This window comes from Microbacterium sp. NPDC076911, from assembly GCF_040687125.1.
Lineage (GTDB): Bacteria > Actinomycetota > Actinomycetes > Actinomycetales > Microbacteriaceae > Microbacterium.
Genome location: NZ_JBFBMP010000006.1, coordinates 217,438 through 233,634, shown reverse-complemented (window position 1 = coordinate 233,634; position 16,197 = coordinate 217,438). Strand labels below are relative to the sequence as shown.

The following is a 16,197-nucleotide window of genomic DNA, read 5'->3' as shown; positions in this document are numbered from 1 at the left end:
AGGGGCGAGCAGCAGGATGGATGCTGTGAACGCGCCCTTCATCGATTCGTCGCACATCCGCCGACAGGCATCGGGCGGTGCGTACGAGCGAGGCGTCGCCTACTTTGCGGACGGCGCGGTGCGAAACCTGACCTGGGATGATCGCCGATCCTTGCTGATCGGTGAGGTGACCGGCAGCGGAGACTTCTCCTACCGCTGTCGCATTCATCTCGACCCGGCCCGAAGCACGAGACCAATTCTTTCCGCCCGGTGCACCTGCCCGCTGCATGCAGATTGCAAGCACACCATAGCGACGCTGCTCGCCAGCAACCAACGCGCCGAGCAAGCAGCAGAAACACCGGCGGCTGGATCTGACCGGTGGAGGTCGCTTTTTGTCGATGCGGCAGCACCCCGTGAGACGGCGACACCTCTCGCGCTCGGCGTCGAACTGCGGCAACGCATCAGGCGCGGAGCATCGAATTGGGCACCGATTCGCGCGGAAGCCGCGACGGCCCGCAGCCTGCATTTTGCCGGCGCCGACCTGCTCGTAGGTCTACGCCCGCTCGAGCTCAGCGGTCGCAGTGCCACCTGGATCAAGGGTGGCGCTTCATGGGACACGGTCAGGCGCCCCGGCAACCCGTTCGAGCCCGCGCAAGCACGCTGGTTCGCGGAGCTGTGGAGCATCGCCCACGAAGTACGTTCGTTAGGTTCCTTTGTCGACGTCTCGGAGTGGCTCACCATCGACGACGTCGAGTCGACCTTGCTATGGGCACACCTGGGTGAGACCGCCGCGCGGAACATTCCGATCGTCGCAACGAAGAAGCAGAACAGAGTCACGATCGCTGACAGCGCTGATGCAGTCGTGCGCGCCGAGCGCACCGCCAGCGGAATCCGGCTCTCGCCGCGAGTGCGCATCGATGGCGAAGTCGCGGATATCGAATCGCTGAGGCCGATCGGCCATGTGGGCGTGTATAGGTTCGAGGTGCACCGCGAGCGCATTGATGTGACGCTCGCGCAAGTGCCATTGTCAGCGCCGTTGCGCGGTTTGCTCGTTGCGCGAACTCCCGTCGAGGTTCCCGAGGCCGACGCCGACGAATTCCTCGACGAGCACCTTCCTCTGCTCGCCAGACAAAGCACCGTAGAGACTCAGGGCGTCGAGGTTCCGCTCGCGCCTCGCCCAGAACTTGTCGTCGAGGTGCAGTTCTCGGCGCAACATCGTCTGTCGTTCACTTTGGAATGGCGCTATGGTGCGCGACGGCGCGAACCCTTCATCTGGAATTCCTCAACTCATCGAGATCACGACGGCGAGTCTGAGATTCTGACACGCGTCGAGCGCCTATGGGATCCGATTTCGCCCGTACCGATGGGTGCCAAGGGACTGGCAACCGGGCTGGATGCTGCCGTGTTTGCGGCCGAGCTGCTTCCCGAGCTCGAATCCTGCGACGGGGTGCGAGTGGGGTTGCGAGGTGAGCGTCCCAAGTATCGCGAGCTGTCCGCTGATCCGCACGTCAAGATCTCGACGGTGGAATCTACCGACCCAGACTGGTTCGACCTGGGCATCATCGTCACAGTAGACGGTCGCACGATCCCGTTCACGCCACTGTTCACCGCACTTGCTCGTGGTCGCAAGAAGATGCTCTTGAGCGATGGCCGATACTTCTCACTTTCCCATCCAGCGTTGCAGCGCCTTCGCGACCTCATCGATGAAGCGGGTGGCTTGAGCGAATGGGAGACACCTCCTCGGCTCAGCCGGTATCAAACCGATCTCTGGGCAGATTTCGAAGACGTCGCAGACGAAGCGGAGCCGGCGATATCGTGGCGACGCACTGCGGAAGGGCTACGTGACGTCGAGCGGATCGCGACGACGCCGATGCCTCGTGGGATTGCAGCGGAATTGCGGCCGTACCAACGCGCGGGCTTCGACTGGCTCGCGTTCCTCTGGCAGCACCGGCTCGGCGGCATTCTTGCCGATGATATGGGGCTCGGTAAGACGCTGCAGATGCTGGCCCTCATCGAGCACCTGCGTGAGTCAGGCGAGACGCGGCCCGTGCTTGTGGTGGCGCCGACTTCGGTGATGTCGACATGGCAGCGCGAAGCCGCTCGCTTCGCGCCTGAGTTGCGGGTGGCGCTCGTAGACGCGACGACAAGCAAACGCGGCGACACAGTGCCTGTCGTGGCCGCCACGGCTGATGTGCTGATCACCTCTTACACGTTGCTTCGGCTCAACGAGCGCGAGTTCGCTGCCGTCGAGTGGGCCGTACTCGTGCTTGACGAGGCACAGTTCGTGAAGAACGCCAAGACCAAGGCGCACCGTGCGGCGCGCGCGGTTTCTGCCGAGGTCACCTTTGCCATCACGGGCACCCCGCTGGAGAACAGCCTGACTGAGCTCTGGTCGCTACTCGCGCTCTCTGCTCCAGGGCTCTTTCCTTCCGCTCGCCGCTTCCGCGAAGAGTATGTCGGCCCGATCGAGCAGGGCAAGGTACCCAGTAACCGTGAGGGTGGTGAGTATCGAGCGGCGCGTTTGGCTCAGCTTCGACGTCGGATCCGCCCCCTGGTATTGCGACGCACCAAAGATATCGTCGCCGCCGACCTCCCGCCCAAGCAAGAGCAGGAAGTGCGCATTGAGCTCAGCGCTGCCCATCGAGAGCTTTACGACACCGTGCTGCAGCGAGAGCGTCAAAAGGTGCTCGGTTTGCTCGATGATCTCGACCGCAACCGGTTCATTGTGTTTCGTTCGCTCACCCTGCTGCGCATGCTTGCGCTGGCTCCCGCCTTGGTAGACCCAGAGCATTCACACATCGCCCCGAGCAAGATCACGGCACTCTTCGAACAGCTCGACGAGATCCTCGCTGAGGGCCATCGCACGCTGATCTTCAGCCAGTTCACATCGTTTCTGGCGCTCGTCACCGCCGAACTCGACAAGCGGGGCGTGCCATACGCATACCTTGATGGGTCGACCAAAGATCGCGACGCCGCGGTACAAGCCTTTCGCCAAGGCGATGCCCCGGTGTTCTTGATCAGCCTCAAGGCGGGTGGTTTCGGACTCACGCTGACCGAAGCCGACTATGTGTTCCTGTTGGATCCATGGTGGAACCCGGCTGCAGAAGCACAGGCCGTCGATCGAGCTCACCGCATCGGGCAGACTCGCACGGTCATGGTCTATCGACTCATCGCGAACGGCACGATTGAAGAGAAGGTGATGGCACTGCAGCAACGAAAGGCCCGCCTGTTCCGGTCGGTGATGGACGATGACGCGCTATTCGGCAGCGCGCTCACCGCGGACGATATTCGCGGCCTCTTTGAGTCGTAACGCTCACAAGCCGCGCCGCTTCGCTGGTGCGCGATCGCGCACCATAGAATTGGGACTGTTCCAATCAGGAGGATTTCATGCGCATCACGGGCCTCGGCCACGCCGGAATGTTCATCGAGACGGCGGGCGGCAGCATCCTTTGCGACCCCGTCGTCGGACCAACATTCTTCGGATCGTGGTTCCCATTTCCCGACAACCGTGCGCTCGACTGGGCTCACTTCGGCAACGCTGACTTTCTGTACATCTCACACCGCCACCGTGATCACTTCGATCCCGCGCTGATGCAGAAACACGTTCCCAAGAGCATCAAGGTGCTGTTGCCTGACTACCCGACCGAGGACCTCGAGAACGATCTGCGCCGGCTCGGCTACAACAACATCATCCACACCCAGGCAGGGGAGCCGTTGACCTTCGGCGAACTGAAGATCATGGTCACTCCGTTGCGCGCACCGAGCGATGGCCCGATCGGAGACTCGTCGCTGAGCGTCGACGACGGTACAGCCAGCATCCTGAATCAAAACGACTCCCACCCGCTCGATCTCGAGACCCTGCTTCGATTCAGCAAGCCGGAAGCGTATTTCACTCAGGTCTCAGGCGCTATCTGGTGGCCGATGGTCTACGACCTGCCACACGATGCCAAGCAGAACTTCGCGAGGCTCAAGCGCGACGCTCAGAACAAGCGAGCCATGTACTACATCGACAAGGTCGATGCGGCGCACGTGTTCCCTATGGCCGGGCCGCCGATGTTCCTCCGCGAAGAGCTGTTCCGCTACAACGGCTACGGTCTCGAAGACGATTCGATCTTCACAGACCAACGTCAGTTTCTCGCGCATATGAAGCAGCTTCGGCCGGAGCAGAACGGCTACGAGTTCGTGCCAGGCACCGCAGTGGAACTCAATCAAGGTGAGATCTCAGTCACGCAAACGCTGTATACCGATGCTGAGATCGACAGAATCTTCGACGACAAGTGGGCGTATCTTGCCGAACAGCGCGATACCCGCCAAGACGAAGTCGCCGCAGAAGTCGCTTCTCGGGCGCCGGTGCTCGCCCCTGCCGAAATGCTCTCTGAACTGAAGTCTTGGTGGGAGCCTCTGTTGCGTCGCGGAAAAATCTTCCGCAACGGCGTCGGCGGGGCAGTGCGCATGACCATCGGCGAACTCGACCTTGTGGTCGACTTTCCGAAGGCCAAGGTGCGTGAGTACGCGGGGGAGGAGACGAACTACTGGTTCACGATCCCCGCCGATCTTGTTTCAACGAATATCCGTGATCACGAGATCGACTGGTCGAACTCCATCTTCCTTTCGATGCAGTTCGGCGCGGGCCGCATCGGCAAGTTCAACGAGTTCATCTATACGTTCTTCAAGTGCCTTTCCCGCGATCGCATCGAGTACGTCGAGAATTGGTATGCCGAGCAGTCCGACGTGTCAGAAGACGTGCAGCTGGAAGACTGGGTGGTGCAGCGGCGGTGCCCCCATCTGCGCGCGGACCTGTCGAAGACGGCCAAAATCGAAGACGGTGTGCTCACGTGCAGTCTGCACGATTGGAAGTGGGATCTCGCCTCAGGCAAGTGTCTGAGCACTCACGGGCACCCCATTCGTGCGTCACAGGTTGAAGACCAGCTCAACCGCGAAGCTGCGCAACCAGTCGCTTAGCGTCACGCGCTAAGGTAGAAGTTATCAAGCAACCTTTAACACCGTCCTGTGAGGCGGAGAAGGGAGCGGTATGAGCGCACACGAGAGAATCGTGCTGCAGGATGCCGACATCGCCCGAGCCCTGACTCGGATCTCTCACGAGATTCTGGAGTCCAATCGCGGGGCCGACAATCTTGTTCTGCTGGGTATCCCCACCCGCGGCGTCACACTCGCTATGCGCATCGCCCAGCTCATCGAGAGCTTCAGCGATGTGGCTGTCGAGACCGGCGCTCTCGATGTGACGATGTACCGTGATGACCTGCACAGGAATCCGACCCGCGCGCCCCGTCCGACGCTGATTCCCGATGGCGGAATCAACGGCAAGACGGTCGTGCTCGTCGACGATGTGCTCTTCTCCGGGCGCAGCATCCGCGCCGCGCTCGACGCGCTCCAAGACATTGGCCGACCTTCTGCCGTTCGCCTCGCGACACTGATCGATAGAGGGCACCGCGAGTTGCCTATCCGCCCTGACTTTGTAGGCAAGAACCTCCCTAGCGCACGTGATGAGCGTGTCAACGTGAGGTTGAATGAAACCGACGGTAAAGACGAGGTGACGGTCGAATCATGAGGCACCTACTCGACACCCAGACGCTTTCGCGACACGGAGCGATTCAAATTCTCGATGTGGCCGAAGACATGGCTGACACTCAACTGCGCGAGGTGAGAAAGCTTCCCACCCTGCGGGGCAAGACCGTAGTCAACCTGTTCTTCGAAGACTCCACCCGCACCCGTATTTCGTTCGAAGCGGCTGCCAAGCGGTTGAGCGCCGATGTGATCAACTTCTCGGCCAAAGGCTCGAGCGTCTCCAAAGGCGAATCGCTGCAAGACACCGCCCAGACCCTCCAAGCGATGGGCGCAGATGCTGTCGTCATCCGACACGGGGCTTCCGGCGCTCCGCGCACTCTTGCCTCGAGCGGCTGGATCACCGCCGGTGTGGTGAATGCGGGCGATGGAACGCACGAGCATCCCACCCAGGCTCTTCTCGACGCGTTCACCATGCGCAAGCGTCGCTACGGTGCCGACAGCCGCGGGCGCGACCTCGATGGAATGCGTGTCACGATCGTCGGCGACGTGCTGCACTCACGCGTCGCGCGCTCGAACGTTTGGCTGCTCGCCACGTTGGGAGCCGAGGTAACCCTGGTGGCGCCTCCCACTCTGGTTCCGCAAGACGTGTCGATGTGGCCAGCGACGATTCTGTACAACCTCGATGACGCGATCGCGCGCCGCCCTGACGCCCTGATGATGCTTCGCATTCAACTTGAACGCATGAATGCAGCATATTTCCCCACTGAACGGGAGTATTCTCGCCGTTGGGGTCTCGACCCACTCAGACTCGAGGCGCTGGGGAGCGATAGCATTGTGATGCATCCCGGACCCATGAACCGGGGGCTGGAAATCTCGGCCGCGGCAGCCGATTCCGCCCGCTCAACAGTGTTGGAGCAGGTGACAAACGGAGTGTCTGTCCGTATGGCCGTGCTCTACCTGCTGTTGTCAGGTTCAGAGCACGAGGTCAACACCGCCCCGAACGGTGTGCACAAGAACGACAAGGAGTACGCACGATGAGCGAAGTCTTCCTGTTTCGCGGCGCGACGCTAGAGGGGGCCAGCACGGCCGATCTGCTCGTCGAAAACGGACAGATCACCGAAGTCGGCAACGGCGTAAGCCGCGCTGGTGCAAGCGTGATCGACGTCGACGGCCTCGTCGCTCTACCAGGACTCGTCGACCTGCACACCCACCTGCGTGAGCCTGGCTTCGAGGCATCCGAAACGATCCTGACCGGTTCACGCGCGGCTGCCGCAGGTGGGTACACGGCAGTCTTCGCGATGCCAAACACCTCACCGGTGGCCGATACCGCTGGCGTCGTCGAGCAGGAACTCGCGCTCGGCGAAGCTGCTGGCTACGTCACTGTGCAGCCAATCGGTGCGGTCACCGTCGGGCAAAAGGGGGAGCGCCTCGCCGAGCTTGGCGCCATGGCAGACTCTCGCGCACAAGTACGCGTCTTCAGTGACGACGGGTTCTGCGTGTGGGACCCGCTGATCATGCGCCGTGCCCTCGAATACGTGAAGGCCTTCGACGGCGTGATCGCGCAGCACGCGCAAGATCCGCGCCTCACCGAAGGAGCCCAGCTTAATGAGGGTTCGGTGTCTGCTGAACTCGGGCTGGCTGGATGGCCAGCGGTCGCGGAAGAGTCGATCATCGCGCGCGACGTACTACTGGCCGAGCACGTCGGTTCGCGGTTGCACGTGTGCCACCTCTCGACAGCCGGCTCGGTGGAGATCATCCGCTGGGCGAAGAAGCGTGGCGTCAACGTCACCGCAGAAGTGACGCCCCACCACCTGCTGCTCACCGACGAACTCGCGCGCGGCTACGACCCGCACTTCAAAGTGAACCCGCCGCTGCGCCGCGACGAAGATGTGCTTGCGGTACGCGAGGGCTTGGCTGACGGCACCATCGATATTGTCGCTACCGACCATGCTCCGCACCCTGCCGAAGCCAAGTCGTGTGAATGGCACGCCGCTGCTAACGGCATGGTCGGGCTCGAAAGCGCACTGCGTGTGGTGCAACTCGCGATGGTTGATTCTGGGATGCTGACGTGGGGCGACGTCGCTCGGGTGATGTCGCGCAAACCCGCGCACATCGGCCGGCTCGCGGGCCATGGCACCCCTCTCACCGTCGGCCACGCAGCCTCGCTCACCTTTTACGACCCTGCTCCGGTGCGCACGTTCACCACCGACGACCTGCGCGGCCGCAGCATCAACTCGCCGTACCTCGGGCGGGAGCTGCCCGGCGACGTACGCTGGACGCTGCACCAGGGGACGCCTACCGTTGCCGACGGTGCGCTGCTTGATCAGCCGGGCGTGCGCTCATGACCCGCGAGGGTGCACTTGCGATCACTGTCGCAGTAGCACTGGTGATCATTGGCGTGCTCATCTGGGCGTGGATGCGGCGTACTCGCCGTGATGCGGGAATCGCGGCGCCTATCGGTGAAATGCCAGATGAAGCCACTGTCGTCGCCAGTTTCAGAACGCTCTACGTGGCGACCACTCGCCACGGCGACCCGCTCGAGCGCCTCGCGATTGCCGGTCTGGATTTTCGCTCGCGGGCTGACATCACAGTGACCACGGCCGGGGTAGCGCTGGATCTCACTGGCAAGCCACGCGTGTTCTTCTCGTGCGAAATCATCCGCGACGTCGCACAAGCCACCGTCACTATCGATCGCGTCGTCGAACGCGATGGCCTGGTGCGACTGACATGGCTCACCGCAGACGCCACCCCCGTTGACAGCTATATTCGCCCGCAAGATGCATCGGCGCATGCCCTCGCTGATGCCATCCGTGGCACCCTTACCCCGTCTCAGATCGGAACCGACGCATGATCTCTCAGTTCACGACCGACCCCGCCGTCCTGGTGCTCGAAGATGGCAGCCGCCATTCGGGTCACGCCTACGGCGCGCGCGGGACCACAATCGGCGAAGTGGTGTTCTCTACCGGCATGACCGGATACCAAGAGACGCTGACCGACCCGTCCTATGCCGGCCAGATCGTGTTGCAGACCGCACCGCACATCGGCAACACCGGCATGAACGCCGAGGATCCTGAGTCACGCCGCATCTGGGTATCTGGCTACATCGTTCGCGACCCTTCTCGAGTCGTATCGAACTGGCGCGCAGACGAAACTCTCGACAACGCCCTCGTCGCCGATGACGTCATCGGAATCAGTGGGATCGACACCCGTGCGGTAACGCGAAACATCCGCTCAGCCGGCAGCATGCGCGGCGGCATCTTCTCGGGCGAGGCAGCGGCGATCGAACCCGCCGAACAGCTGCGCCTGGTTCAAGAGGCGCCCCAGATGGCAGGCCAGAACCTCTCGGCATCTGTTTCAGTGGGTGCCCCGGAGGTGACCCCGGCAGAGGGCACGCGCATCGGAAACGTCGCCGTGCTCGATCTCGGCGTGAAGCAGGCTACGATCCTCAATCTCGCTGCGCGAGGCTTCGAAGTGCACGTGCTGCCGCAGAACGTGACTATCGACGACATTCGTGCGATCGATCCGGTCGCGGTCTTCTACTCAAACGGGCCAGGAGACCCCGCTGCATCCGGCGACCACGTCGCACTGCTTCGTGCGGTTCTTGATCAGCGCCTGCCATTCTTCGGCATCTGCTTCGGAAACCAGTTGCTGGGCCGCGCTTTGGGCCTCGGCACATACAAGTTGCCGTTCGGCCACCGCGGTATCAACCAGCCCGTGGTTGACAAGTCGACAGGACGAGTGGAGATCACCGCCCACAACCACGGCTTCGCGGTCGACGCCCCAATCGACGGCACATTCGACAGCCCTAACGGCTACGGGCGCGTTGAGGTGAGCCACGTCGGTTTGAACGACAACGTCGTCGAGGGTCTTCGTGCCCTCGACCTCCCCGCCTTCTCGGTGCAGTACCACCCAGAAGCCGCCGCGGGTCCCCACGACGCCAACTACCTTTTCGACCGGTTTGCCGACATGGTGCGCGCAGAGACCGGATCGAGCACTGAATCTGCGAAGGACTCCGAGTAATGCCGAAGCGCGAAGATATCAAGAGCGTCCTGGTCATCGGGTCTGGCCCGATCGTCATCGGCCAGGCGTGCGAGTTTGACTATTCAGGAACGCAGGCGTGCCGCGTGTTGCGCGAAGAAGGCGTTCGCGTGATTCTCGTGAACTCCAACCCTGCAACGATCATGACGGACCCTGATTTCGCCGATGCCACCTACATCGAGCCAATCAACTGGCAGGTCATCGAGACGATCATCGCAAAAGAGAAGCCGGATGCGATCCTGCCGACGCTCGGCGGTCAGACCGCGCTGAACGCGGCGATTGATCTGCACAACCACGGCATCTTAGAGAAGTACGACATCGAGCTCATCGGTGCAAACTTTGAAGCGATCAACAAGGGCGAAGACCGCCAGATCTTCAAGCAATTGGTGCTCGACGCCGGCGCCGATGTTGCAGCATCCCGAATCGCGCACACCATGGACGACTGCTTGAGCGCGGCAGAAGAACTCGGTTACCCGCTGGTCGTGCGCCCTTCGTTCACGATGGGTGGGCTGGGTTCCGGCTTCGCCTACGACGAAGCCGACCTGCGCCGCATTGCGGGTGCAGGATTGCGCGATTCGCCCACCACCGAGGTGCTCCTTGAGGAGTCGATCCTGGGATGGAAAGAGTACGAACTGGAGTTGATGCGCGACACGGCTGACAACACCGTTGTCGTCTGTTCGATCGAGAACGTTGACCCCGTCGGCGTTCACACCGGCGATTCCATCACCGTCGCCCCAGCACTGACGCTCACTGACCGTGAGTACCAGAAGCTGCGCGATATCGGCATCGATATCATTCGTGCTGTCGGTGTCGACACCGGTGGTTGCAACATCCAGTTCGCCATCGATCCCGCCAACGGACGCATCATCGTGATCGAGATGAACCCGCGTGTCTCGCGTTCGTCAGCGCTCGCGTCGAAGGCAACCGGCTTTCCGATCGCAAAGATCGCCGCAAAGCTGGCCATCGGATACCGCCTCGATGAGATACCCAACGACATCACCAAGGTCACGCCCGCGAGCTTCGAGCCCACGCTCGACTACGTCGTGGTCAAGGTGCCACGCTTCAACTTCGAGAAGTTCCCTGCCGCTGACACCACGCTTACGACCACCATGAAGTCGGTCGGCGAGGCGATGGCGATCGGCCGCAACTACACGACCGCGCTGCAAAAAGCGCTGCGTTCTCTCGAGAAGCGCGGCTCGAGTTTTCATTGGGGTGACGAACCGCGTTCGGCGCAAGAGCTGCTCGAAATCGCGAAGACTCCGACCGACGGGCGCATCGTGGTGTTGCAGCAGGCGCTGCGCAAGGGGGCAACACCCGAGCAGGCCTTCGACGCCACGAAGATCGACCCTTGGTTCATTGACCAGATGGTATTGATCAACGAGGTCGCCGATTTTGTGCACGCGGCTGATGAATTGGATGCTGCAACCATGCGCATCGCGAAGGACCACGGCTTCAGCGACGTGCAGATTGCGCAGCTGCGCGGTATTGAAGAGACTGCTGTGCGATCCCTTCGTCATGAAGCTGGGCTGCGCCCGGTCTACAAGACGGTGGACACGTGCGCTGGGGAGTTTCCCGCGCTCACGCCGTATCACTATTCAAGCTATGACTTCGAGACCGAAGTGACGCCGTCAGAGCGCACGAAGGTCGTCATCATTGGCTCCGGTCCGAACCGAATCGGGCAGGGCGTGGAATTCGATTACTCGTGTGTGCACGCCTCGTTTGCGCTTTCCGATGCCGGGTACGAGACCATCATGGTCAACTGCAACCCCGAAACGGTGTCGACCGACTATGACACCAGTGATCGGCTGTACTTCGAACCGCTCACTCTCGAAGACGTGCTCGAAGTGCTGCACGCGGAGTCTCGGTCTGGCGAGATTCTCGGAGTCATCTGCCAGCTCGGCGGCCAAACTCCGCTGGGTCTTGCCAAGGGCATCGAAGACGCGGGCTACACGATTCTCGGCACCAGCCCCGAAGCGATTGATCTCGCCGAAGAGCGTGAGCTGTTCTCGCAGTTGCTCGATGCGGCCGGACTTGTAGCGCCGCGCCATGGCACTGCGATCAACGTCGCGGAGTCTGTCGCCATCGCGGAAGAGATCGGCTACCCGGTGCTCGTGCGCCCTAGCTTCGTGCTCGGCGGGCGCGGCATGGAGATCGTGTACGACACCGCGAGCCTGCGCGACTACTTCGTGCGCACGGAGGGCGAAGTGATCGTCGCGGCCGGTACGCCGCTGCTTGTCGACCGTTTTCTCGATGACGCCATTGAGATCGATGTCGACGCGCTGTACGACGGCGAAGAGCTCTACATCGGCGGTGTGATGGAGCACCTCGAAGAAGCCGGCATCCACTCCGGCGACTCCGCGTGCACGCTGCCACCGGTATCGCTGGGTCGCTCTGAGGTTGATCGTGTGCGCGACGCTACCCTCGCCATTGCGAAGGGCGTGGGCGTGCGAGGTCTGCTCAATGTGCAGTTCGCAATCAGCGCCGGAGTGCTCTACGTGATTGAGGCAAATCCGCGCGCCAGCCGTACGGTGCCTTTCGTATCGAAGGCGCTCGGCATTCCGCTCGCTAAAGCAGCGAGCCGCGTCATCGTCGGCACATCGATCGCCACGTTGCGCGAAGAAGGACTGCTTCCTGCCGTGGACGGCTCTCGCGTACCGCTCGACGCACCTGTGTCGGTGAAAGAAGCCGTGCTGCCTTTTAAACGCTTCCGGACGAAAGACGGTCAGACGGTCGACTCAGTGCTCGGACCCGAGATGCGCTCAACCGGTGAGGTGATGGGCATCGACCGGGACTTCCCGACCGCATTCGCGAAGAGTCAAGCTGCGGCATATGGTGGCATCCCGCTGTCGGGCACAGTTTTCATCTCGGTTGCCGACAGCGACAAACGAGCCGTGATTCTGCCCGCGCACCGTTTGCAGCAGTTCGGGTTCCGCTTGCTCGCCACCGAAGGTACCGCCGAGATCTTGGCCCGCAACGGTGTCATTGTCACACTCGTCAACAAGTACAGCGCGACGCAGGGTAGCGACGAGACGAACATCGTCGACCTGATCAACGCCGGCGAAGTCGACATCATCGTGAACACCCCCAGTGGCATGTCGGCGCGTGCTGACGGGTACGAGATTCGTGCGGCGGCTGTCGCGGCAGATAAGGCTCTGTTCACCACGATCTCCACGCTCGGCGCCGCAGTGAGCGCCATGAGTGTGATGGGCGAGGGGTTCCGCGTGCGGAGCCTTCAGGAGTACGCGGCGGATCGCGCGGCTCACGCATGATCAGCTTCGGCGAGCGACTTCATAGTGCGGTGACGCGCTATGGGCAGCTCTGCGTGGGTATTGACCCGCACGAGCACTTGCTCGCCGATTGGGGTCTGGATGCGACACCGGCCGGGGTGCGCGAGTTTGGTCTTCGAGTGATCGACGCGGCTGCCGGCCGGGTCGCCGTGGTAAAGCCCCAGGTGTCATTCTTCGAGAGGTTCGGCTCCGCGGGTTTCGCCGCCCTCGAAGACGTTATGGCCGCGGCCCGTGCTGCTGAGCTGTTGGTTATCGCTGATGCTAAGCGCGGTGATATCGGAACAACCATGGACGCGTATGCCGCCGCATGGATGCTTCCCGGCTCGCCACTCGAAGCTGACGCGCTGACCGTGAATCCGTATCTGGGCGTGGGGGCGCTTGACGGGGCGATGAAGCTTGCTCACGAGCATGGCAAGGGCCTCTTCGTGCTTGCTGCGACGAGCAACCCTGACGCCGCCAGCCTGCAGACGGCACGCACTGCCGGTTCCGATTCCCGGACGGTTTCTTCCGCTGTCATCGGCCAAATCTCAGTTTTTAACACCACTCACACACAAGATAAGGATTGGGCGAGTATCGGTGTCGTTATCGGTGCTACCGTCGACTGGAACGCGTTCGATTTACCCGAAAAGATCGAACCGATCGCACCCATTCTTGCTCCTGGGTTCGGCCACCAAGGGGCCGAGCTCACGGACCTTGAGGCATTATTTGGCATTCGCTCACCAGCAGTATTGGTGAGCGAGAGCCGAGGCATTCTTCAGGCTGGCCCCACAGGCGTAGCGATGGCGATCGACAAGCGTCGCGCGATACTCCAGGAGTTCCCCAGTGCCTGATTCCCGCACACCACCAGAAGTCGACCGCGTCGCGGCATCCCGCCGCGCGGTAGCGGCTCGTCGTGAACGAGCCGCCCTGAAAAAAGACGTCACCATGCGTGTCATCTCACCGCAGGAACTCCTTCGTCGAGCATGGGCGGCGCCCGAGACGCCGGCTGGCGCAATGCGCGTCACCGAGTTTCTCACTAGCATCCCGGCTATCGGCGAGGGAAAGCGGGATCGCATCCTGCAAGACCTCGGCATCTCGCCGGTCAAGCGAATCGGAGGACTCGGATCACGTCAGCGTGACGTGCTGTCAGAGTTCCTCGACAGCCGCTGGCCTGAGACGTCCGCTCGATCAGATCGCAGCCGTCTGCTCGTGCTTGCGGGTCCTACCGCCGTTGGCAAGGGAACCGTAGCTGCCGAAATCAAGAAGAATCACCCCGAAATCTACCTCTCGGTGTCGGCCACCACTCGTAGCCCGCGCAAGGGCGAAGTCGAGGGGGAGCACTACTACTTCGTTTCTGACGCTGAGTTCGATCGCATGATTGCGGCAGGCGAGCTGCTCGAATATGCCACGGTGCACAATTCACACCGCTACGGCACGCCCCGCGCTCCGATCGATCGTGTTCTTGCCGAGAGCCGTACCGTGTTGCTCGAGATCGACCTGCAGGGCGCTCGTCAGGTGCGAGCAGCTGACCCTTCAGCCGCTCTCGTCTTTTTGTTGCCACCCAGTTGGAACGAACTCGTCGAACGCCTCGTTGGTCGCGGCACCGAAGACGATGCCGAGCGAGCTCGTCGCCTGCGCACCGCTCGCGTCGAACTGGCGGCGCAGTCCGAGTTTGACTATCACGTCGTAAATGACGATGTCGTGCGGGCGGCCACTGAGATCGCCGCGCTCGCAGACTAGGGGTGTGCCGGTATGCCAGCGTTCACGACTCTCGGGTAGACTGTACCGATGCCTCGATCTCTTGAGGCGTCAAAGACTTTTCCACCGTCATCCGATCCAGGAGGTTTCGCCATGGCAGGAACGAACCACGGGGGCATCATTGAACCCCCCATCGACAGCCTTCTTCAGAAGGTCGACTCGAAGTACCAGTTGGTCATCTACGCATCCAAGCGTGCGCGTCAGATCAACGACTACTACTCCGACCTTCACGAGGGCAACCTCTTCGACAATGTCGGCCCGCTGGTTGACTCGACCGTTGAAGACAAGCCGCTGACGATCGCGATGCACGAGATTCACGAAGACAAGCTGCGCCTGCGGCCCGTCGAGTAGTTATTACCTTCAGATGCCCCCGAGGTCGGATTTGTCCGACCTCGGGGGCATACTGGTGTCCGCCGTCTTCTATCTGGAGCACCAATGACCGAACTGCGTCTGTTCACCTCTGAGTCCGTCACTGAGGGACACCCTGACAAGATCTGTGACCAGATCTCGGACTCGATCCTTGACGCGCTCATTGCCGCTGACCCCAACAGTCGGGTCGCGGTCGAGACCCTCGTCACAACCGGGCTCGTGCATGTTGCGGGAGAGGTTCGCACCGACGGATATGTCGATATTCCGGGCATCGTGAGGCAAGTAGTGAATCGCATTGGCTACACCTCGAGCGAGACTGGGTTCGACGGCGACTCATGCGGTGTCACAGTATCGATTGGCGAACAGTCCAGTGACATCGCCGCCGGCGTGGATTCCGCACTCGAGCACCGTGAGGGCGGTTCGGCAGATCCGATTGATGCACTCGGCGCTGGCGATCAGGGCATCATGTTCGGCTACGCAACCAATGAGACGCCACAGTTGATGCCCACGGCGATCTGGGCGGCGCACCGTATCGCAGAAGGCTTGACCGAGGCGCGGCGCAATGGGGCATTGCCCTTTCTGCGTCCCGACGGCAAGACCCAGGTAACTCTCGGCTACGACGGCGCCACTCCGCGCACGGTCGAAACGGTGGTGCTTTCTACGCAACACCATCCCGATATTTCGATGGCAGCATTGCGCGCGGCGCTGCAGGTCGAAGTGATCAACCCGGTGCTTGAAGCGACCGGCCTTGACCTCTCCAACGTTGAGTATGTGATCAACCCCGCAGGGCCGTTCGTCATCGGCGGGCCCAAGGGCGATGCTGGCCTCACCGGCCGCAAGATCATCATCGACACCTACGGCGGCGCAGCGCGCCACGGTGGTGGCGCATTCAGCGGCAAAGACCCCTCTAAGGTTGATCGCTCAGCCGCCTACGCTATGCGCTGGGTGGCTAAGAACGCTGTCGCAGCGGGTCTCGCCGACCGCCTTGAAGTACAGGTCGCCTACGCGATCGGCCGCGCAGCACCGGTAGGCATGTATGTCGAGACCTTCGGTAGCGGACACGTTTCGGATGCGGCGATCACCCGCGCAATCCTTGACGTCTTTGACCTTCGCCCCAAAGCAATCATCGATCGTCTCGACCTGTTGCGTCCCATCTACGCGCAAACTGCGGCGTACGGCCATTTCGGTCGTGAGTTGCCTGACTTCACGTGGGAGCGCACCGATCGCGTAGACGAGTTGCGCTCGGCCGCCGGGCTCTGAG

General features: G+C 61.9%; 12 protein-coding genes. All 12 read left to right on the top strand.

Going from position 1 to position 16,197, the window contains the following annotated elements; genetic code table 11:
* The first annotated feature begins 16 nt into the window (after positions 1 to 16).
* The 12 genes from AB0O81_RS11535 to metK all read left to right on the top strand — a co-directional run bounded on the left by AB0O81_RS11535 (position 17) and on the right by metK (position 16,196).
* Positions 17 to 3,289, top strand: coding sequence for an SNF2-related protein (locus AB0O81_RS11535; protein ID WP_363584378.1), 3,273 nt, complete (start codon positions 17 to 19; stop codon positions 3,287 to 3,289).
* Between the two features lie 77 nt (positions 3,290 to 3,366).
* On the top strand, positions 3,367 to 4,941 hold the full coding sequence (locus AB0O81_RS11530; RefSeq protein WP_363584376.1) for a Rieske 2Fe-2S domain-containing protein: 1,575 nt from the start codon (positions 3,367 to 3,369) through the stop codon (positions 4,939 to 4,941).
* A 70-nt stretch (positions 4,942 to 5,011) separates the two neighbouring features.
* On the top strand, positions 5,012 to 5,548 hold the full coding sequence (pyrR, locus tag AB0O81_RS11525) for a bifunctional pyr operon transcriptional regulator/uracil phosphoribosyltransferase PyrR (RefSeq protein WP_363584374.1): 537 nt from the start codon (positions 5,012 to 5,014) through the stop codon (positions 5,546 to 5,548).
* Positions 5,545 to 6,543 carry an aspartate carbamoyltransferase catalytic subunit gene (locus AB0O81_RS11520; protein WP_363584372.1) on the top strand — a complete coding sequence of 333 codons (999 nt, stop codon included), beginning with the start codon at positions 5,545 to 5,547 and terminating at the stop codon, positions 6,541 to 6,543. Before pyrR ends, AB0O81_RS11520 begins: the two co-directional genes overlap by 4 nt.
* Complete coding sequence (locus AB0O81_RS11515) at positions 6,540 to 7,850, top strand: dihydroorotase (RefSeq protein WP_363584370.1); 1,311 nt, start codon at positions 6,540 to 6,542, stop codon at positions 7,848 to 7,850. The genes AB0O81_RS11520 and AB0O81_RS11515 overlap by 4 nt, the downstream gene beginning before the upstream one ends.
* Positions 7,847 to 8,356: a hypothetical protein gene (locus AB0O81_RS11510; protein ID WP_363584368.1), complete on the top strand. Its 510-nt coding sequence runs from the start codon at positions 7,847 to 7,849 to the stop codon at positions 8,354 to 8,356. The genes AB0O81_RS11515 and AB0O81_RS11510 overlap by 4 nt, the downstream gene beginning before the upstream one ends.
* Complete coding sequence (carA, locus tag AB0O81_RS11505; RefSeq protein WP_363584366.1) at positions 8,353 to 9,525, top strand: glutamine-hydrolyzing carbamoyl-phosphate synthase small subunit; 1,173 nt, start codon at positions 8,353 to 8,355, stop codon at positions 9,523 to 9,525. Before AB0O81_RS11510 ends, carA begins: the two co-directional genes overlap by 4 nt.
* The gene (gene carB / locus AB0O81_RS11500; protein ID WP_363584364.1) at positions 9,525 to 12,812 is read left to right on the top strand and encodes a carbamoyl-phosphate synthase large subunit; all 3,288 of its coding nucleotides are present in this window, start codon (positions 9,525 to 9,527) and stop codon (positions 12,810 to 12,812) included. Before carA ends, carB begins: the two co-directional genes overlap by 1 nt.
* Positions 12,809 to 13,660 carry an orotidine-5'-phosphate decarboxylase gene (gene pyrF / locus AB0O81_RS11495; protein WP_363584362.1) on the top strand — a complete coding sequence of 284 codons (852 nt, stop codon included), beginning with the start codon at positions 12,809 to 12,811 and terminating at the stop codon, positions 13,658 to 13,660. The genes carB and pyrF overlap by 4 nt, the downstream gene beginning before the upstream one ends.
* A complete protein-coding gene (gmk, locus tag AB0O81_RS11490; RefSeq protein ID WP_363584360.1) occupies positions 13,653 to 14,549 on the top strand; it encodes a guanylate kinase in 897 nt (298 codons plus the stop codon). Before pyrF ends, gmk begins: the two co-directional genes overlap by 8 nt.
* Positions 14,550 to 14,660: 111 nt before the next feature.
* Entirely contained in the window at positions 14,661 to 14,918 is a 258-nt protein-coding gene (gene rpoZ / locus AB0O81_RS11485; protein WP_337337895.1) for a DNA-directed RNA polymerase subunit omega, read from the top strand.
* 84 nt (positions 14,919 to 15,002) lie between these two features.
* Entirely contained in the window at positions 15,003 to 16,196 is a 1,194-nt protein-coding gene (metK, locus tag AB0O81_RS11480; protein ID WP_363584358.1) for a methionine adenosyltransferase, read from the top strand.
* Position 16,197: the final 1 nt, after the last annotated feature.